The sequence below is a fragment of the Murdochiella massiliensis genome, assembly GCF_900059565.1.
GTDB classification, from domain to species: Bacteria; Bacillota; Clostridia; order Tissierellales; family Peptoniphilaceae; genus Murdochiella; species Murdochiella massiliensis.
Window position 1 is genome coordinate 86,646 of sequence record NZ_FIZW01000001.1, and the last position, 19,022, is coordinate 105,667.

The window sequence follows — 19,022 nt, forward strand, 5'->3', positions numbered from 1 at the left end:
GACAGGTTATTGGGGTGTTAAGTAATAGTTTTGTGCTTGCAATATGCTTGCAAAAAATAATATAAACAGAAATAAAATAGATAATAAGGCTAGATTTGATAATAAAAGCATTGATTTTATGCCATTTATACAAAACGATATCAATGGACATATCGAATGGGAATAATCGTAAAATCTGTAAACCAGCATAAACACTGGGTTTGTGGCTTACAAAGTCCCGATTTGATAGCAAAATGATAGTAGAGTGCAAAACGTTTTTATTGTGTGTTTCAAGTGGTTTGCGAGTACAATTATCTTAATAAATTCTAAAAAGGCATTACTGACTTATGCAGTCGGTAATGCCTTTTTTGTCGTCTATAAATTGACCTTAAGAAAATTAAAGGTGTCGGGTCTATCAGTAATATTACGAGAAGTCAAAATATCAAAAAGGATTTTCCCCATCTCTTTTTTTACGAAGTAATCAAATGCATTATAATCGTGGTCAGTATTCCCCTCGGATTTTTGTAAATGAATTCTATTTCGCAAATCCTTTAATCTTCTTAATGCAGGATATATAAGATGGTTAACGGATAGTGCCTCGTGATGTCTATCTAAAATTTTAATCAATTCGTCCAAATTCATTTGAACACTATATGGTTCTACTTTTTTTAGAATCTCAGTTTTTATAACAAAATTCTGACCCGAAAAATTCGTTTCGTTAGATTGAGTTGTACCTAAACTTTCTAAATCCAATGTTTTCCACCAACCATTTGATTTGATAATGTTTGTAAAAAGACCTTCTAATATAGACATTCCTGTAATTACATAGCTTTTTATAACCATTGTATATAGAACATTTGATAACTGTAATTCGACAAGTTCTTTCTCCAAAAACTCTATGTATTGTAAATTGTATGCTAAATTGCTGCGTAATGCCTGTGCATTTTCCATACGCATATTGATTTTTAAAGAACATTTATATGTAGCAATAGAGTTTGGATACCACCTTTCATTGGCAAAACTTGATTCTAACAATGTTTCAAAAGAAAGTTCACTCATTATCTGTTCTCCATATTAGAATTTACAATTATCCTCTTAGGATAATTATATCTCCAACTATCGTATTCTTCTTTGGTAATTTCTCCGTTTTTGAGCTTTTCCGCTTGCTTTTGCCAAGCAGAGAACATTTCAAACATAATTATGTAATTTGTACCCATCCCCTTATCAAGACGAATACATACTTCATCGGAAAGTTTATCAATTCTTATGCCGTATAAATCTTCCAATGTAAAGAGCGTATGCATTAAGCCATTATAGCTGTCAATATCGGGAACAGTAAGAGCTTGCACTGATATACCGAACACTTCCGCAAGATTGTTGGTTAAATCAGCTTTTGGGGTTCTTGAACCCGATTCATACTGCGCCATACGAACATCGGCAGTTTTTTCGGGAAAGCCGACCTGCATACCGAGATATTTTTGAGTCATACCTCTTAAATTTCTAAAAAAGCGTATTCTTTCACCAATAGCCATAGTTGTAAGCTCCTTTCCGCTTATTACAATGATAGTATAAGAATCTTATGCAGAAACCGGCGGATTCACCTCACTTTAAAATATCACTCAACAGCTTCCAACTGTCGCTGTTAATATCCTCGGAATAGGTATCCATACAGATACACAATTCCTCGCTCTTGTCGTCATAGCGAACGATTCCGCCTCGTAAATTGTAACGGGAGAGATAATCTTTCAGCACCTCAAATTTCTTCGGCGTGAAAATATCAATATCTTGGCTGTTACCCGAACGGTCAAATCCGCCTTTTGTTTCGATAATCCATGTTTCTCCATTTACACCGATAATGTAATCGGGATAGAAATTCTTTTGCTTTTCGGAGTTATCTGCATACACGATAGAAAGGTATTCGTTGCCTTTGTCCCCGTTTTTATAAACCCAATCTACGCTGTCTGCCTTTTCACAGAATATTTCAAACTTACGCTCCGAAGAAGAACGAATCTCGGCAGAAGAAAGGTATCCCTGATATACATTTTTCTTCATTTCAAGCTGTGTTTTTGCGGTGCCGTCGTAAGTAAATATACAACTCTGCGGGATACGGAAGGGTACTTTTGACACCGTTTTTATATCCAAAGTAAACTGTGCAAGTTCGGCTGCCATCGCTTCACGAACAGTATGTTTAAGCAATCCAGCATTGTTGATTACAAAGGTGTAAACCTGCCTCGGCTCAAGAGCGAGGATTTTTCTCGAATAGGTAAAATTCTTGTCAAACAGCTTGCGGATAATGGTATTCATATAGCTGTATTCCATACCGATTTCCAAGCCGAGTTTACCGATTCTATTATGGTATAGATGACCGTGTTCGTGCGTGTTCAGCTTTTCCGTAAGCACAACGGTATTCATATCGTTCGACTTAAAATCAAGTGTAGCGGTTTCGCCCGAATAGGTATGGCATAAAATGGCGTCATTGAATACAAAGCCCGCCGTTTGCAAGCGTGTTGTATTCTCAGCTTTATTTCCACCCGTTTTATATTCCTGCTCAAAGTATTGAGCAACGGCAAGTAAAGCTGTTTTCGGATTTCTTGTTTTCGTTACCATAGTACGCTGTTCGCTTGTGAGTGTAATATCCTTGTATTCTTTTTTAAGGAAAAGCGTCTGTGCTTCCAAAGCACCTTTACCCAAACTCATCTTTACGCCTGCGGTGAATTTTTCGTCGAATGTGTAAAGATAACAACTGTCAAGTAAATCGCTGTCGTAATGTTTTGCTTCGGGCATACGGCGAATACGCCCGATAGTCTGAATTTCAAAGGTTTCGTCCATATTGTCACGCAGTTTTACGAGAATATGCGCTCTCGGACAATCCCAACCCGTAGCAACGGCTTGTTTTATAATAACGGCAACGGATTTTGCATTCGGCTCATCGATACCCTCAAGATTTTCGTGCATATCAGAAAGCCATACTGCCAACTGCTGATTTTCATAGGCTACGCCTTGCTTTTCAAAATAACGCTCTACATCATCCTGCAATTTTTCCGATTTGTTCGGTATCTGCACAACAATCAACGGGTTAATATCTTTACCTGCCGAAAGAAAAGCGGAGCGTAATTTACGCTGTTTATCGTATGCCTTTTCAAGTAGATATTCCGTTTGGCTTTCGGTTTCAATAACCTGCGGAAAATCCTCGTTGATGATGAGCATTTTCTTGATGAGTCCCTCGGCGATAACATCTTCTTCGGGTATTTCTATAATTTCTGCATTCTTAATGCCCTTCGGCGTAGCGGAACAACGGATAATTTTATCCGTATGGAAATACTGAATTATCTCATCCGCCTTAACCGTATTATTTTGATGACTTTCATCAACGATAACAACAAAATGCAGACCGTCATTCAAAGCGTGATCGATATGCTCGATGAAATTGGTGCGTTCGCCGTCTTTGAGAGCGTTATTGCCTTTCTTCGTCAGCTTCTCCCAGTTGATAAAACAACTGTCGTTTTCTTCAAAACCGCCCGTCATAACATCGGAGAGCAACTTTGTCTGTGCAGCGTGGATATACTTATCCATTTTCGCCTTGCTTTGTTCTTCAAGACTGCCTTTACCGGGGGTAAGCCAAACAAAAACAGTTTTCGGAACGCTCTGTATGTATTGGTGCATAAAATAAGTGAGAATGATGGTTTTCCCGCTGCCCGTAGGACTTTTTAAGATGATATCTCTTGCAGGAGAGTCCATCGCTTCAAACAAATCTTTTACCGCTTTAAGCTGAAATTCTTTTAACTCCATTTTTAACCCTCCTGTAAAGCACGGTAGTAGTAATCGGGAATTATGCTGATTTCAACGCCGTTACCCTTTAGCGCCTTTTCCTGTACTTCGTCGGGGAGTAAATCGTGTCCCATATAGAGTTTACGGCATTTTGCCAGCTTATCCGTATCTGCGGTAAACGCTTCAAGTTCTTCGTCGGTCAAAACAATAGCAATTTCAGCATTGCCTGTAAAATTCAATCCGTTTTCAAGCTCAACCAACTCACGAATATGAGCAAGCAACTCGTCGGCGTATTCGTAGTACATACGATCGGAGATGGGAATATAGTCAACTTTATAATATTTAAGGCTTGCTGCGTAGTTTTCCTTATCAATAACACGCTTGATACGCTCATAGGTCACATCACGGCAGATATTATTTTCGTTATTGGTGCAAAGAATAAATTTGCGGTTTCCGCCGTCCTCTGCATTCAACTTCATAACAGCGTGTCCCGTTGTACCACTACCTGCAAAGAAATCAAGGATAGTTGTTTCTTCAGTTGAGCCTATTTTAACAATACGATTTATCAATTCAAGGGGTTTAGGGAAGTCGAATTTGCCTTTTCCTAAAATAGATTGTATTTCTTTCGTTCCTTTTTATGAAATAAAATCCTTTCCGTCCCAAATTGTTTTGGCGGTTTGAGTTAGTTTTCGCTCTTTTTGAAATATTCGTATTTCACCATCTTTGCCTCGATATGATGTTAACTCATCAATACGAGTAGTGGCAGTATCTACACCCCATCGCCAAACACTTTCTAACCCTTCTATTGCACTTGCCCAAACTTCTATAAAATCATCGTTTTTTTGAGTAGATACTTTACATAATCCGTTTTTATCAGGATTATTTATATCAACATAAAATGGATATCTCAAATTAGGTCGATTAGTTGAATTGAATGCACGAACATTACGATTACGTAGTCCCTTTAAGTTAAAGCCACCATTTTCGTCAAAATATTGATATTTTGCACCCTCAACTTCAATCTCATTAAGTTGAATTAGATTTATGTTGTTTGCATAGGCAAGAATATATTCGTGTGTTTTTGCAAATGCACCATATCTTCTTCCTTCGGGTTTCACAATTACAGCAATAGTTGATATATAGTTATCTGCACCGAACACTTCGTCACATATAAATTTTAATGAATACAACTCATTGTCATCAATAGAAATAAAAACAACTCCACTTTCTGATAAAAGTTTTTTTGCTATTCTCAGACGATTACAAATAAGTGACGACCATTTTGAATGTTGAAATGTATCATTTTTATCTATTTGAGTATCTGAGTATACAAAACCCTCACTCAAAGTATTATACGGCGGATCAATATAAATCAGGTCAATTTTATTCTTATGAGTTTTTTCAAGTAATTTAAGAGAAGCCAGATTATCCCCTTCAATGAGAAAATTCATATTGCCGCCGTTATCGATGAAAAGGTCTTTTTCTTCGGATAATACGGGCGTATGCGTTGCAAGCACCTCGTCAATTTCCTCTCGGTGCTCCTCGAAAACAAGCCCGTATTTTTTGCCGTTCACATCTTTCTCAAGTTCGGAAAGATAGGCCAGCAGGTTGCCCGTGTTTTCATCCTGTGGGGCGGACGATATATATTTGCGTATTTCCCCGATTTTTGCAATCAGGTCGTCACGCTTTTGTTTTGAGATATTCGTACTCATAGTTGCTCCCATCTTAATATCAATATATCTTTTCAATTATAAATAACTACACATTCGCTTCATATCGTGTGTTTTTTCCGTTACCGACACGGCGAAGCAGTTTCTTGTTCGTTAAGCCGGTCAGTAATTTCACTGCAAAAGGCTGCGATATTTTCAGCGCTTCTTCGACTTGCTTACGTGAAAGGCGTTCTTCTGTTTTGAAAAGATTAAAGCACTGTTTTTCCTTTTCGGAAAGCGTATCAAGCACAGCTTCCTCATTGCATGTATTTGTGTTGGGAAGCGTTATCTTGAATGCGTTGTCGGAGATTTCAATTTTCGGCTTTACCGGATAATCTTTATAACTGTTCACGATTTTCGGCATTCCCGTTCCGTAGGCTTCTATAAGCTTCAATCGGTAAAAGAGATTCGCCAACTTTTTATTTCTTAAAATAGAAGCGCCGAGCATAATATCGTCGTATGCAATTCCCTTAACAAGACCGCCGAGAGAAAGTATTTCGATACGATCATCAAAAATACTGATGAGCGTACTGCCACTGAAAGAATAATCACGGTGAACCAAAGCATTTAGCAGGGTCTCACGAATAGCGTCAATCGGATAATCACGCATATCCACACGATAAAGACCGTCGAATTCAGCTCTTGTGCGATTATATCGGTCAATCATTTCGTATGCTTCATTAAGCTGTTTCAACAGAGAACCTGAAAATTCATATCTGTCCTTGAAAACAGCTTTTTCGGTTCCCTCAAAAACAGCAACCTTAATTGTATGAACACACTGATTCGAGATAAGCAGACCTAAGTTACTGTAAATGCCATCCGGATTTACAATGCCGAGCGATATTTTTTGCGGAGCACCAAAAGGAACTTTTGCTTTTTTGAATTCTTTTTCCGCATAGGTAAATGTTAACTCCTGATTGAGGGAGCGAACATCCTCATACTCATCGCCGTCTGTTTCTTTTATCATTTTCAGAATTGCCGTTTCTGTTGCCGGAACGGTTGATGCGCCCTGACGCAAAAACACGCCTTCGGGACGAATACCCTTGGAAGCAATATAATAAGGAGACGCTGTTCCTTTTTGAATTTCCAATACAACAACATTTTTCCCGTCAATGTTTTCCACAGAGCAGGTAGAAAAAAGCGTAGCATCGGGCTTTATCGAATCACGAAGCGTATTCGTGCATTTGAGCATAGTTTCATCAACATCCTCTACGCCTGCAACGGTTCCGTCGTCATCAATCCCGATATAGATTTTACCGCCGTTTGTATTTGCAAATGCGATAACCGTCTTTTTGATATCATCAACATATGTGCGCTTGAATTCCGTATTTACATTTTCGATAAGGTTCATACCTGCACCGCCGTTCTTTTTAATCCTTTCTAATACATTCTTATTCGTTCTTATACACTCTAATACTATTAAAAGAAAAAAGCAATATAAAATTTAAGATTCCAACAAGCCGTTATTGAAAATAAGAAGTTTCAAGCTGCGGTCTTCTTGCGTATATTTTTTATTAAGTGTTGCGCTATTATATTAAAAACTGGATGTATATGTAACGGAAAATGGTGGTAAAAACAGGGGAAAGACCGCTCATTTTATTGTCACCTATACATTCGAACCGCTCGAAAAATAGGAAGAGGAACTCCCATGAACCCCGTTTACCAAACTACAATGGAGATGACCTATCCGGAATACAAGCGGATGTGTTGGGCGCTCAAGCGTAAGAAATTCCTCATCGTTAGTGGCGTGGTATCTACGCTGATGCTGCTGCTCGGCATCTTCTATCTCTATAATGGAGAGGTGAAGGAGGGGGTGTTTTACCTTGCTGTCACATTCCTTTTTCCGCTGTTGTTGATCAGCCTATACTCGCGTTCACTACATAAAAATTATTATTCGCAACAGTGGCCGAAAGATCACCGGGTAGAATATGTTTTCTACGAGGACCACTTGACAGCAAAGACGGAAGCAGGAAATTCGGAAGTGCCCTATGATAAGCTGTATCAAGTGATAGAAACGAAGACGAATTTTTATCTCCTGGTCGGTGCAAACCAAAGTTTTGCGGTCAAAAAGGCCAACTGTACGAAGGAATTGTTGGTGCGGCTTCAAGGACTTCATCAGGCGTGAGGTGCGGAAAGGGATAACTTTCACGCGCACAAGCGGGAAAAGGTGAGAGAAAGAAAAGTTTCGTACACAGCAGTAGCGACACTATAGAGATTTTTTTGATTATCATTGAGCACTCGATGAAGGAAGAGCTGGAACAAATCAAAACGAGATATTATGCATAATTTTTTCAAAAACATGGTTTTAGAAAGTATCTCAGAGACGCTCTAAAGGCGAAAGAAAACCTGCGCAATACACAGATAAAAGTGTATTGCGCAGGTTTTAATAGTGAACGTAGGAGCATGGGTGATGCACTGCATGAAACAGGCTTTTCAAAACCAAAATTTCATGCGACAGAAGAAGACCAGCTTTTATCTTTTATGCAGCAACGCGCTTTTTTCGGGTGACCAAAAGATAGCCTATAATAGCAACTCCCATTACGACGCCGATAACATCATAGATTGTTCCGCTGACAAACATGAGAATAGCACTGATGGCAATCAGAAGTCGGATTATTGGATGTAACTTCCCTTTAAACCAGCCAATTACAGCGATGGAGGTGAGAATTACGCCGAATGTTGCCAGCGCAACAATGTAAAGCGTGTCTATCGTCGATGTATCCACAATGAGTAATGCGGGATTAAAAACATAAACATAGGGAATGATGAAGCCGGGCATTCCTAGCATAAATGCTTGCCAACCGGTTTTGCTTGCACTGGCATCCGCTAAGCCAGCTGCAGCATAGGCAGCAACTGCAACTGGTGGTGTGATGAACGACATGATAGCAAAGTAGAATACGAATAGATTAGCAGAAAGCGTGGAAATTCCAGCAGCAACAAGTGTTGGGACACCGACGGTTGCTGCAATAATATAAGCGGCTGTGCTGGGGAGCCCCATGCCCATTATGATACAGGCCAGCATGACCAATAGGAGCATGAGAATAACATTGCCACCGGAAAGCTGAAATACGATGCTGGTAAATTTGATCCCGATACCGGTCATAGAAACGATGCCGATCACAATTCCCGCACAGGCGCAGGCGATCGTTACCGAAACGGTTGTTTTAGAGGCTTTAACAAGGGCTTCAAACACTTCCCGGAAAGGAAGACGCCGATGCGCGAACCATTCTTTTCCAAATCCGATGATGAGTAGTACGCCGATGCTGAACAGAGCGGAATAGTTAGCGGAGAGATTAAAGCCGAGTAAAGCGATAATTAAGGTAATAATAGGCAACCCATAATACCAACCTTCTTTGAGAACTTGTTTTACCTGCGGCAAGTTTTCTGGGGGTTCAGCTTCCAATCCGCGTTTATCCGCTTCCAGATAGACCGATGTTCCAAGACTTAAATAATAGAGAATACCGGGTACGATAGCAGCAATGACGATGGTTGAATAAGGAATGCCTGTCAAATCGGCCATAACAAAAGCTGCAGCCCCCATTACGGGAGGAAGAATTTGTCCTCCAGTAGAAGCGACCGCTTCCACAGCGCCAGCAAACTCCGGCCGGTATCCAACTTTCTTCATTAAGGGAATGGTAAAGGTTCCAGTAGTAACAACATTGGCTACAGCGCTGCCGTTGATGGATCCCATCAGTGCGCTGGAGACAACCGCGGCTTCGGCTGGTCCGCCTTTCATTCGACCGGTAAGCGCATAAGCAATATCAATAAAGAATTGGCCGGCACCGAATTTGTCCAATAGCTCACCAAATATAATGTATAGCGCAACAAAAGATACACAGGCGCTGACGCAAGTCCCAAAAATGGACTCGCTTGTCCAGGAAACATAATTCGTAATATAAGGAATCGTGTAACCTCGGTGAGAGATGATCTCGGGCATATATGGCCCAGCAATAGCATATAGTAGAAAAATAGCGCTAAGAATGGAGAGAGCCCAACCTACCGTTCGCCAAGCCAGATACATGACGCAAACAATCAAAAGGACGCCAAAGAATATTTCTATATCCGAAGTGCCTTGAATGCTTCGTTTTAACATAACATCCAGATTTGTACGCAGGAGAAAATAGGATCCGGAAATTACCGCCAATAGGGAACAAAAGCCGTACATTATGATGGAGAACTTTTTTTCCTCTTTCAAAGAGGCGGAGCATTTCATAAGGAAGAAGATGAGAATCATTATAAAAACATGAAATACTCGTTGCTGAATAATGCTGATGGAAGTATTCCAAGCAATAAAAATATGAAAGATCGCTGCTGCAAGGCAAACAATGGCAAGGATAACGTCCAGTATTTTGTTGTTTTTCGAACTTTGTTTCTCGTTCATCATATTACCTCAGTTCATGTGAAAAAAGGGCCGAGGAAGTATCCCCAGCCCTTCCGGTTGTAATTTAGCCCTTTAATCCTTCCGGTATAGTCACTCCCTTTTCCTCTAAGTAACGAATAACACCGGGATGCAAGGGAATATCGATATTCTTCAGAATGGAATCCCAGACAGCTTGTTTTTCCACGCTCTTTGCGCTAGATGCCCACTCATCGCGATTTTCCCAGATGGCTTTGGTAATCTCATAAACATCGTCATCCGTCAAACCACTGTTGAGGGAAGTGCACATAATGACACTGTTTTGCGGAATAGTTACATCTTTGTCATTGTTAGGGTACGTTCCGGCAGGAACAGTGCATCGTGCATAGGCGGGATAGGTTTTATAGAATTCATCATTGTCGACGGGAAGAAGCACAGCATCACAAGAAGTAGTAAGTTCCGTCAGCGCAGCCGAGTTCAAAGGATGCGTGGCAATCATAGCGTCAATCTTATGATCTTTCAAAGCGGCTGCGCCGTCGGACTCACCCATGAATTGCGCCTTGATCGAATTATAATCCAGGCCGTAGACGCCAAGCAGTAAGCGGCCGGCCATTTCACCGCCACTACCTGCAGCACCCATGCTAACGGTTTTGCCTTTCAGATCCGCAATGGATTTGATCCCACTGTCTTTTAGTGTGAAAACCTGAAGATAATTGTTGATTGTAGAGAACATAGCACGAATATCGGTATACGCACTACCTTCATAGTCGCTAACGCCATGATAGGCGTAGGAGCAAATTTCACTCATAGAGATTCCCATGGCCATTTTGCCTTCATGAAGATTTCGCAGGTTTTCAATGGAAGCCGCGGTGGATTCACCCGTTGCCGAAATGCCATCCACGTGTTTGGTAATCGTTTCTGCCATAGCCACACCCATGGGATACAAAGCACCGGCAGTACCGGCTGTACCGATGGTGATGCGCAGTTCTCCGGATCGCTTTGGCGTAGAGCTATCCGCAGTAGATACGCTTTCTGCACCAGAAGTGCTCTCCACAGGTGCAGGAGCTTGACTTTTACCGCAGGCGGTTAAGCCGAAGATAATGGCGACCGCAAGCAAAATTCCGACGACCTTTTTCATTTTTTTCCTCCTTAAAATGATTTTTATTTCTTCTGTAGTGTATGAGACTCCCTCACTGCTTTTACTTCTCGGTCAAACGTAAGATGTTTGCACCGATACCTTTCATTTCTTCGTAAAAACGTGGAAAAGACACGCCAACATGTGCAACCGAATCAATGAAACTTTGTCCTTCTGCGCCAAGCGCTGCACAGGAAGTTGCCATGACGATGCGATGATCTTGATGACCGTCAATGGTCGCACCATGAAGGGGAGAGTGGTAAATCGTGATACTGTCTTCCTCCTCATCAATTTTTGCTCCCATTTTGCGCAATTCGCCAGCGATGGTTTTTGTTCGGTCCGTTTCTTTCATGCGACTGGCAGCGACATTATATAGTTTCATTTTGCCTTGTGCGTAGCACCCGAGAACTGCCAGAGCAGGCACCGCATCCGGGGTATCGCCGCAATCAATTTCGATACCGTGTAAAACATGCCCCCCCTCTACAATGATTCCGTCTTTGCCATCGTTCAACACTTCTACATGACCGCCCATCTGGTTAATCCAATCTACAAAATGGCGCTCACCCATAAAATCATGGATGTCCATACCGTGCAACTTGATGCGGCATTTTTCCTTCATGATGGCAGCAGCCACCATGGGATAGCTGGCGGAACACCAGTCACAGGCAGTCCGTTTGGTGAAAGGACGGTACTGTTGATTGCCGGGAATGACGAATTTTTCATAATCATGATTTTCAAGATGAACTCCGGCTGCTTCCATCCAATCCATGGTCAAATTTGCATAAGGCCGCTCGCCGAGAACCGTATCATAAACGATCGTTGTGGTATCCTTAAGCGCTGGACAGCAGACCATAAGCCCGATCCCCCATTGAACATTTTTGCCGTTCAGATGGACCGTATGTCCACCTTCAATAGGTCCTTCAATGATAAGAGGGGCTAATTCATTGTCCCGTGTAGAAATCGCTTTTCCACCCATTTTACGAATGGCATTGAGGAGTGGGGCGATGGGGCGATAGGCAATCTGATAATCACCAGTGACCACGCTCTTTCCATCAAGCATGGCGGCAAGCGTTGTTAAAAAATAGTAGCCCGTACCGGAATTTCCGACATCTAATACACCTGCAGGAATGTGTAATCCATCAAGACCGGGGCTAGTAATTACCCAATCGTTATCATTCGAGGTATCTACTATAGCACCCAGACGGCGGCAACACTCTGCAATGTCATAGTTGTCGAGACTCAGCATCGGATTTAAAACGTGACTGGTTCCCTTAGCAAGCGTTCCCAAAATTAGACCACGAGCAGTCTGACTTTTGGAGCCGGGAATATGCACCTCACCATTTAGGCGTGAGGTAGGCTTTATCATGTAATACATAAAAGAACCGCTCCTTCTTCGTAAATTGTTCGGCCGAAGGTTGCCTTCAATATAGCAAAGGGGTTGAATTACGTGAAATAACAATCTATAATATACTTATAAGTGAAACTTATAACCAAGGAGTCGATTTTATGGAGTTATCTCAGCTTCGATATGTGGTAAAGTTGGCGGAGATTGCGAATTACTCCAAGGCAGCAAACCAACTTTATATTACCCAACCAGCACTATCACAACAGATCAGCGCATTAGAAAATGAGATTGGCGTAAAACTTTTTGAACGTACCACAAGAAAAGTCGCCCTCACCGAGGTCGGAAAAGAATTTGTCGAGCGAGCACAGTCTGTATTGCGAGAAATGGATGAATTGGACAGAATTGTGAAACTTCGCCGTCGTGAGATACGTAGCACCTTGTCAGTAGGGCTTCTCAGTACATTATCTCATCTAAACATTCCTGAATATATCATGGGCTTTCGTCAACATTATCCAAACATTCAAATTGATATTCAGATCGGGTGGAGCTCAGAATTAATAACCATGGTGAAAACGCAGGAGTTAGATGCAGCGGTTACAAATGTTTACTTTTCTAAAGACAAAGACCCAGATCCACGTCTCAATATCATTCCATATTTTGAAGACAAGGTTGTTGTTGTGGCAGCTCGTCGCTCCCGTGTTGGGGATAAAACATATTTGACTATGGATGACCTTTGCGATTTACCGGTTATCGGGCTTGACAACAAAACGAGCATTCGCATGCAGATGAACGACATTTTTTCAACTATGCACCGGTCTCCAAAAATCGTCTGTACGTGTCCCGATATTGATAGTCTGATGGGAATGGTGCGAGCGAATATAGGAATTACATTTTTATCTTCCGGCGTGGCGCGACCGTATTTGCGGAAAGATCTCGTTAGTATTCCTCTTCGTCCCATACATAAAACACAAACGGCAATGGTTACGTATAAAAGAAAAACATCATCCTATGCCTTACGCCTGTTTGAAGACTATTTTAATGGTATAGTTCATTAAAAGGTCTCCACAATTCCTTCGAGTATTTTCTATCAAACGATGGCATATTATTCCTTACCGTGGTGTAAAAAACTTGGATAAGGTAGAGGTGCAAAAAAACTTTGACAAGGTGCAACTGCCTTGCTATACTATCTGAGTAACTTTTATGCGGCCCTATGGTCAAGCGGTTAAGACATCGCCCTTTCACGGCGGTATCCCCGGTTCGAATCCGGGTAGGGTCAATTTATGGGCGCTTAGCTCAGTTGGGAGAGCATCTGCCTTACAAGCAGGGGGTCACAGGTTCGAGCCCTGTAGCGCCCATACGTCCATTTCTGGCCCGGTAGTTCAGATGGTTAGAATGCCAGCCTGTCACGCTGGAGGTCGTGGGTTCGAAGCCCATCCGGGTCGTTTTTCCTTTGCGAAAGCGAGGAATGCTGGTGTAGCTCAATCGGTAGAGCAACTGACTTGTAATCAGTAGGTTGAGGGTTCAAGTCCTTTCACCAGCTTTTGATGGCGCGAACACGAAAATGTTCCGACTCGTCACCAAAAGACGTTGGGCATAGGGATGAGCCGAGATTCGGCGGGGCCAGGTTATGCGCCCATAGCTCAGTTGGATAGAGCAACGGCCTTCTAAGCCGTGTGTCCGAGGTTCGAATCCTCGTGGGCGCGTTAATGGGGTATAGCCAAGCGGTAAGGCACCAGACTTTGACTCTGGCATTTCGTAGGTTCGAATCCTGCTACCCCAGTTCATAAGTGAATACGTTGCATGATGGGGTATAGCCAAGTTGGTAAGGCACTAGACTCTGACTCTAGCATTTCGCAGGTTCGAGTCCTGCTACCCCAGTACGATCCATTAGCTCAGCCGGTAGAGCACCTGACTTTTAATCAGGGTGTCCGGGGTTCGAATCCCCGATGGGTCAACTTTGGAGAGATACCGAAGTGGTCATAACGGGGCGGTCTTGAAAACCGTTAGGGCGAAAGCTCACGGGGGTTCGAATCCCTCTCTCTCCGCCATTCGGAGAAGTACCCAAGTGGCTCAAGGGGCTCCCCTGCTAAGGGAGTAGACCGTGATGAACGGTGCGAGGGTTCGAATCCCTCCTTCTCCGATGTTCGGGCCATTAGCTCAGTTGGTTAGAGCAGCCGGCTCATAACCGGTTTGTCCCGGGTTCGAGTCCCTGATGGCCCAAAGATTGACCACTTCGCCCCTTTGGGGTGCACCTTTTGGGGTGGTAGCGCTCAACAATTTAATATATACTGTCTTTCGTATCGAAAGATGATCATGCCCAGATAGCTCAGTCGGTAGAGCAAAGGACTGAAAATCCTTGTGTCGCTGGTTCAATTCCTGCTCTGGGCACTACGAAAGGCCCGGCTTCGGCTGGGCTTTTTTTGTTACTGCGCACCCGGCGAGGGCCGATAACACATAGCGTGTTCGCATAATAGATTGCTATCGGCTTCGGCCAGCTTTTTTATTGTGAAGAAGGAGCAAAAGGTGGCGTGTCAGGGTATGATAGAACCGAACAGGACAGAACGACAACAGGAGGAACCATGATACTGCTCATTGCATGTGATCGACGTTATGCCATCGGCTACCGGGGCGATATGCTGTTTCATATTCCGGCGGATTTGCGCCATTTTAAGGAGACGACGACTGGAAATATCGTCGTGATGGGAAGAAAGACGCTTGAATCACTTCCCGGCGGCAAGCCGTTGCCGGGGCGATTGAATATTGTCCTGACACGCGGAGAACGGGAAGAACTTGACGGACTGCGTGTGGTACATAGCCCGGAAGAACTCAAAACATTACTCCGTGAAGTGAATAGGGACGGATCGCGGAAGGTATTTCATATTGGCGGGGGCGGGCTTGTCAAAACGCTGTGGACGGAGATCGACGAAGTGATCTTGACGCAGTTGGATGAAGAATATGCTGAAGCGGATACATGGATTCCGAATCTGGATGAAAGTCCGGAATTTCGATTTGTAGATGAACTGGGCGAAGGACAACATCATGGAAAGCGTTGGGTAATCCGTCATTTTCAACGCGTGAAGGGAAAGGACGGCGTGCATGACGAAGGATAAAAAGAAGATCTCGGTTACCGAGAAGAAGAAAGAAAAACTGACCGCCCGTGCACTGTTTGAAATGTTTGGTCCGTTTCGAGAAACGATCCAGAAGGACGGCTGGCGCCTTTTTAAGGTGCTGCTTGCGGCGTTTCTCTGCGCTTTCAGCGTCAATGTGTTTCTGCATCCTTCCGGCATGCTTCCGGGCGGCTTTGGTGGCGTTTCGCTGTTGCTGCAAAATATTTTCCAGTCCTTTTTCGGCTGGCATGTCTCGTTTGCCGTGCTCAATATTGCGCTGAATATTTTGCCGGCGATACTGGCTTTTTTCATCGTCGGAAGGAAGTTTTTTGCATTTTCTATTGTCTACATCATTGCTTTTTCGCTCTTTGTAGACCTGTTGCCAAAATTCGCTTTCACCACCGATCCGGTGCTTAACGTCATCTTCGGCGCGGCGTTTAACGGCATTTCCGCAGCGGTGGCTTTGAATGCGAATGCGAGCGGAGGCGGAACGGACTTCATTGCTATGATCGCCTCTACGAAGTACAATATTGCCACCTGGAATTATATTTTCATGTTTAACGTTGTGGTACTCCTCATCTCCGGAGCGCTCTTCGGTGCGGAAGCAGCAATGTATTCGATGGTTTTTCAGTTTGGCTCCACCATACTGGTCAATCGTCTGCATGCTCGTTACCAGCGAAAAACGCTTTTCATTATTGCTAATGAATGCGAACCGATCGCTACGGATTTGCAGCGCCTGACGAATCACGGCGTGACGATTTTTGAGGGTGTCGGCAATTTCAGTCAGGAGCCACGCTATTTGATTTATATCGTGGTCAGCAAGACGGACATGCCGGTCATCAAGCGTTATCTGAAGGAAACGGAGCAAACGGTCTTTATGAACATCTTCGATTCGGAAGAATTGGAGGGGCGTTTCTACATCGAACCGTTAGACTAACTTCGATTGTCGAGTAAAGAGATAGCAAGGGAGAAAAAATGGCGAAGTATATTGTAAGCGGAAGTACCACAGCGGATCTTTCCAAGGCGCATTTTGATGCGATCGGCGTGAAGTATATTTGCTATCAATACCAAATGGACGGCGTGACCTATGTCGACGATTTGGGAGAAAGCATTTCGTATTCCGAGTTTTATCAGCGCATGGCGGATGGCGCTGAAACGAAGACGTCGCAAATTAACGTGGAAGAATTTGTCGCCTACTTTCGGCCTTTTCTGGAACAGGGATTGGACGTGCTTCATGTTTGCCTTTCCTCAGGTATTACGGGCGTCATGAATTCGGCGAATCTGGCGAAAGAAATTCTGCTTAGTGAGTTTCCGGAACGAAAATTGTACATCGTGGATTCATTGGGCGCTTCGTCGGGCTACGGTTTGCTGCTGGATACCATAGCGCACCTGCGTGATCAGGGGATGTCCATCGACGAACTGTACCAGTGGACAGAAGAGAACAAGTTGCGCGTGCATCACTGGTTTTTTTCCATGGATCTCACGTTCTATATTAAGGGGGGAAGAATTTCCAAGGCCGCCGGTGCTGTTGGCCAGATGCTCAACATTTGTCCGTTGCTGAACATGGATTACTGCGGTCGCCTGATCGTGCGCGAAAAAATACGTACCAAGCGAAAAGTATTTAAAGTCGTTGTCGATAAAATGGCACAGCTTGCGGACAACGGAACGGAATATGCTGAAAAGTGCTATGTGTCCAATTCAGGCTGTTTAGAAGATGCGCAAGAGGTTGCCCGACAGATTGAAGAGCGCTTTCCCAACCTTTGCGGCAAGGTGGAAATCAACAGCATCGGAACAACCATCGGAAGCCATACGGGGCCGGGAACTGTGGCCGTCTTCTTCTGGGGCAAAAAACGCGAAGATTAATCGACAATGTCGAACATAACGAGCATGCGCTTGACAAGGCGATAGGAAGTTCGTAAAATACGGGTGTTATCGCGGATGCGTTCTGAAGGAGGAGCCATGGATTATTTGGAAACCGTCATTGATCTCATTTCCAAGAATCTCGAAGTGCCGAAAGAGAAGCTGAATGCCCAGACGGATATCGTCAATGATCTGGATGCAGATTCTCTGGACCTGGTCGAGATGGTCATGAACATTGAAGACGAATTTGATATTCAAATTGATGATGACGTGCTGGTCAACCTCCACACCATCGGCGATGTGGCGCGCGAATTGGAGGAACTGGACAGCAATCGTTAGTCGCAATCGTTCGTCATACGAGAAAGAGGAAAAAAGTCCATTTTGCCTTGCATGCCGCTTTCCTTTTTGGTATACTGTATCGGTCAATGCAAATGAGCACTGGTTAAGAGACTCCTCTTGATCGGTAAAGGGGCATAGTTCAGCGGTAGAACGTCGGTCTCCAAAACCGAATGTCGGGGGTTCGAGTCCTCTTGCCCCTGTTATGGGCCTGTAGCTCAGGTGGTTAGAGCGCACGCCTGATAAGCGTGAGGTCGCTGGTTCAAGTCCATTCAGGCCCATAGAGATCCTACACCGTTCGATGTAGGATTTTTCTTTGCGATAAAAGGCGGAATGGCAAAGCAGCGCACCATTTATTGTAGGGAAAACAAATCCCGAACGAGCTGATGACAGTTCCGGGTAAAAACGCCCTCCACAGAAGAAAGAGTGAGAAACGGCTTAGGAAGTGGCGGTACAGCACAATCTTTGGCATAAGACGGACTGACCGCGGTGATACGAAGATCGCCTGAAGGCGTTTTTTCTTCCGAAGAACGCACATCCCTGGAAGAATGGGCTATCGCTGGCGGATCGCTCTTTGGTGCATCCGCAACCAGGCGATGCGTCGGCACGATACAGTACAGATCATGCTCTACCCAGTGGACGGCGCCAAAACTGTTTTCCATATGCAACTCCGGGTGCGCGGGCTTTTCCGTGAGATACCGCATGACAGCTTGATCGCCCTTCTGTTCAAAAGCCTCCAGCGAGGCGCGAATCGGTGTTTCCAGCTGTAACTGTTGCTGAAGACGGAAAAAAAAGGGAAGAAGGAGAGCGAGCTCGCGCACATCTTCTTCGTTGTGCAAAAGAGCGGCTTCTTTTGCCTCCGGATCGTCCAAGTGCTTGGCGAACGTCGCGATCTGGGCGCCGGTGTACGGATCCTGACGTACCAGGCCCGCACTTTGTGCCAGAGTACGCAGACGAAGGTTGGGAAAACGGAAAAACAGGCGGCGCGGTCGAAGATAGGCAAACCAGTCCCGAGAGAGAATCGATGGAAACGAGAGGCCATGCACGGCAAAGCGTTCCCGTAAAAACGGCAGATCAAAGCGATCCCCGTTATAGGTGATGAGCGTCCTATCGGCTAAAAATGGGCATACGGCTTTGAGCAAATCTCCTTCCTCTTCACGCGAAGGTGCCAGCCATTGGTGAAATTCCTCGGCGGTTTGCAGACCGATAAGAAAGACGGCATCCGTTGCTTTGTGAAGCCCTGTTGTTTCAATATCCAAAACGGCACTCTCCGGCGCAATATGTGGCGAGGATTCGCTTTTTCGGATGACTTGCAGCATATATACTCCTTGCGATGATTTTCGTTGCTCTTTTTTAGCAGACAAATCTTTCTGCCCGTTTCCTGGTTGAGCTTGTCACGTCCTTCCCTCCTTGTATAGAATAGGAA

At 44.0% G+C, this 19,022-nt stretch carries 16 protein-coding genes and 14 tRNA genes; 20 read left to right on the plus strand and 10 right to left on the minus strand.

Translation table 11 applies throughout. The features are described from left to right. Positions 1-354 precede the first annotated feature (354 nt). The 6 genes from BN3910_RS00400 to BN3910_RS00425 form a co-directional block, all read right to left on the minus strand. Entirely contained in the window at positions 355-1,038 is a 684-nt protein-coding gene (locus BN3910_RS00400; RefSeq protein WP_066923101.1) for a hypothetical protein, read from the minus strand. Beyond that, the gene (locus BN3910_RS00405) at positions 1,038-1,511 is read right to left on the minus strand and encodes a helix-turn-helix domain-containing protein (RefSeq protein WP_066923104.1); all 474 of its coding nucleotides are present in this window, start codon (positions 1,509-1,511) and stop codon (positions 1,038-1,040) included. The genes BN3910_RS00400 and BN3910_RS00405 overlap by 1 nt, the downstream gene beginning before the upstream one ends. Positions 1,512-1,581: 70 nt before the next feature. Then, complete coding sequence (locus BN3910_RS00410; RefSeq protein WP_066923107.1) at positions 1,582-3,768, minus strand: DEAD/DEAH box helicase; 2,187 nt, start codon at positions 3,766-3,768, stop codon at positions 1,582-1,584. A 2-nt stretch (positions 3,769-3,770) separates the two neighbouring features. Next, entirely contained in the window at positions 3,771-4,367 is a 597-nt protein-coding gene (locus BN3910_RS07635; RefSeq protein WP_082790231.1) for a DNA methyltransferase, read from the minus strand. A 15-nt stretch (positions 4,368-4,382) separates the two neighbouring features. After that, entirely contained in the window at positions 4,383-5,459 is a 1,077-nt protein-coding gene (locus tag BN3910_RS07640; RefSeq protein WP_066923113.1) for a site-specific DNA-methyltransferase, read from the minus strand. Positions 5,460-5,505: 46 nt separating this feature from the next. Then, the gene (locus BN3910_RS00425; protein WP_066923116.1) at positions 5,506-6,807 is read right to left on the minus strand and encodes an RNA-binding domain-containing protein; all 1,302 of its coding nucleotides are present in this window, start codon (positions 6,805-6,807) and stop codon (positions 5,506-5,508) included. 297 nt (positions 6,808-7,104) lie between these two features. Here BN3910_RS00425 and BN3910_RS00430 point away from each other — a divergent pair, with 297 nt between their 5' ends. Beyond that, positions 7,105-7,581: a YcxB family protein gene (locus BN3910_RS00430; protein WP_066923119.1), complete on the plus strand. Its 477-nt coding sequence runs from the start codon at positions 7,105-7,107 to the stop codon at positions 7,579-7,581. A 354-nt stretch (positions 7,582-7,935) separates the two neighbouring features. Here the strand turns inward: BN3910_RS00430 and BN3910_RS00435 are convergent, their stop codons facing one another. From BN3910_RS00435 to aroA, 3 genes are all read right to left on the minus strand, one after another. After that, positions 7,936-9,840 carry a TRAP transporter permease gene (locus tag BN3910_RS00435; protein WP_082790233.1) on the minus strand — a complete coding sequence of 635 codons (1,905 nt, stop codon included), beginning with the start codon at positions 9,838-9,840 and terminating at the stop codon, positions 7,936-7,938. Between the two features lie 61 nt (positions 9,841-9,901). Continuing rightward, positions 9,902-10,951, minus strand: a complete 1,050-nt coding sequence (locus tag BN3910_RS00440) for a TAXI family TRAP transporter solute-binding subunit (RefSeq protein ID WP_066923125.1) — start codon at positions 10,949-10,951, stop codon at positions 9,902-9,904. 61 nt (positions 10,952-11,012) lie between these two features. Continuing rightward, positions 11,013-12,323: a 3-phosphoshikimate 1-carboxyvinyltransferase gene (gene aroA, locus BN3910_RS00445; RefSeq protein ID WP_066923128.1), complete on the minus strand. Its 1,311-nt coding sequence runs from the start codon at positions 12,321-12,323 to the stop codon at positions 11,013-11,015. 131 nt (positions 12,324-12,454) lie between these two features. Here aroA and BN3910_RS00450 point away from each other — a divergent pair, with 131 nt between their 5' ends. The 19 genes from BN3910_RS00450 to BN3910_RS00540 all read left to right on the plus strand — a co-directional run bounded on the left by BN3910_RS00450 (position 12,455) and on the right by BN3910_RS00540 (position 17,877). Continuing rightward, complete coding sequence (locus BN3910_RS00450; protein WP_066923131.1) at positions 12,455-13,348, plus strand: LysR family transcriptional regulator; 894 nt, start codon at positions 12,455-12,457, stop codon at positions 13,346-13,348. Positions 13,349-13,497: 149 nt separating this feature from the next. Further along, a tRNA-Glu gene (locus BN3910_RS00455) sits at positions 13,498-13,569 on the plus strand. Between the two features lie 6 nt (positions 13,570-13,575). Beyond that, positions 13,576-13,648, plus strand: a tRNA-Val gene (locus tag BN3910_RS00460). A 13-nt stretch (positions 13,649-13,661) separates the two neighbouring features. Beyond that, positions 13,662-13,735: transfer RNA gene (locus tag BN3910_RS00465), tRNA-Asp, on the plus strand. Positions 13,736-13,760: 25 nt separating this feature from the next. After that, positions 13,761-13,833, plus strand: a tRNA-Thr gene (locus BN3910_RS00470). Between the two features lie 89 nt (positions 13,834-13,922). Further along, positions 13,923-13,996, plus strand: a tRNA-Arg gene (locus BN3910_RS00475). A gap of 4 nt (positions 13,997-14,000) precedes the next feature. After that, a tRNA-Gln gene (locus BN3910_RS00480) sits at positions 14,001-14,073 on the plus strand. Between the two features lie 24 nt (positions 14,074-14,097). Continuing rightward, a tRNA-Gln gene (locus BN3910_RS00485) sits at positions 14,098-14,171 on the plus strand. Positions 14,172-14,174: 3 nt separating this feature from the next. After that, positions 14,175-14,247 (plus strand) — tRNA-Lys (locus BN3910_RS00490). A 5-nt stretch (positions 14,248-14,252) separates the two neighbouring features. Continuing rightward, a tRNA-Ser gene (locus BN3910_RS00495) sits at positions 14,253-14,341 on the plus strand. A 3-nt stretch (positions 14,342-14,344) separates the two neighbouring features. Next, positions 14,345-14,433: transfer RNA gene (locus BN3910_RS00500), tRNA-Ser, on the plus strand. Positions 14,434-14,439: 6 nt separating this feature from the next. Further along, positions 14,440-14,513, plus strand: a tRNA-Ile gene (locus BN3910_RS00505). Between the two features lie 95 nt (positions 14,514-14,608). Continuing rightward, positions 14,609-14,681 (plus strand) — tRNA-Phe (locus BN3910_RS00510). 191 nt (positions 14,682-14,872) lie between these two features. Beyond that, on the plus strand, positions 14,873-15,403 hold the full coding sequence (locus tag BN3910_RS00515) for a dihydrofolate reductase (RefSeq protein WP_066923133.1): 531 nt from the start codon (positions 14,873-14,875) through the stop codon (positions 15,401-15,403). Next, a complete protein-coding gene (locus BN3910_RS00520) occupies positions 15,390-16,337 on the plus strand; it encodes a YitT family protein (protein WP_066923135.1) in 948 nt (315 codons plus the stop codon). Before BN3910_RS00515 ends, BN3910_RS00520 begins: the two co-directional genes overlap by 14 nt. Positions 16,338-16,375: 38 nt before the next feature. Continuing rightward, the gene (locus BN3910_RS00525) at positions 16,376-17,263 is read left to right on the plus strand and encodes a DegV family protein (protein WP_066923138.1); all 888 of its coding nucleotides are present in this window, start codon (positions 16,376-16,378) and stop codon (positions 17,261-17,263) included. Positions 17,264-17,359: 96 nt separating this feature from the next. Beyond that, positions 17,360-17,599 carry an acyl carrier protein gene (locus BN3910_RS00530; protein WP_066923141.1) on the plus strand — a complete coding sequence of 80 codons (240 nt, stop codon included), beginning with the start codon at positions 17,360-17,362 and terminating at the stop codon, positions 17,597-17,599. Positions 17,600-17,727: 128 nt separating this feature from the next. Continuing rightward, a tRNA-Trp gene (locus BN3910_RS00535) sits at positions 17,728-17,799 on the plus strand. A gap of 4 nt (positions 17,800-17,803) precedes the next feature. Then, positions 17,804-17,877: transfer RNA gene (locus tag BN3910_RS00540), tRNA-Ile, on the plus strand. A 72-nt stretch (positions 17,878-17,949) separates the two neighbouring features. Here BN3910_RS00540 and BN3910_RS00545 read toward each other — a convergent pair. Further along, a complete protein-coding gene (locus BN3910_RS00545) occupies positions 17,950-18,915 on the minus strand; it encodes a ribonuclease H-like domain-containing protein (protein WP_066923144.1) in 966 nt (321 codons plus the stop codon). Positions 18,916-19,022 lie beyond the last annotated feature (107 nt).